The organism is Corynebacterium sp. c25Ua_47 (genome assembly GCF_039907205.1).
Lineage (GTDB): Bacteria > Actinomycetota > Actinomycetes > Mycobacteriales > Mycobacteriaceae > Corynebacterium > Corynebacterium hiratae.
This window is the reverse complement of the sequence record NZ_JASBOH010000049.1, coordinates 1-322: the sequence shown is the minus strand read 5'-3', so window position 1 is coordinate 322 and position 322 is coordinate 1. Positions and strand designations below refer to the sequence as shown.

At 54.3% G+C, this 322-nt stretch carries 1 protein-coding gene; it reads left to right on the top strand.

Annotation, left to right across the window (positions count from 1 at the left end; translation table 11 throughout):
* Positions 1-322, top strand: a 322-nt coding sequence (locus QKE52_RS13380) for a transposase (RefSeq protein ID WP_347949010.1), incomplete at both ends; no start/stop codon positions are given.

Sequence of the window (322 nt, the reverse complement as noted above, 5' to 3'; positions counted from 1 at the left end):
TGTGGGCCACCGATGACGACTACGTGTGCCTAGAAGTAACGTGGTTGGTCTACCAAGACATGATCGCAGCGTACGCGCATCCGAAGAAATCGGAAGGCAAAAAGCTCATGGAACGCATCATCCACACCCTGCGTAAAGGATTACCAAAAGGCTTAGAAGAGCTCGCCCAACTGGGACGCACCCTGTGGCGAAGGCGCAAAGATGTGCTCGCCTACTTTGATATCGGTGCCTCCAACGGCCCCGTCGAGGCAATCAACGGCAGACTCGAACACCTACGCGGCATCGCCCTAGGATTTAAAAACCTCAACCACTACATCTTGCG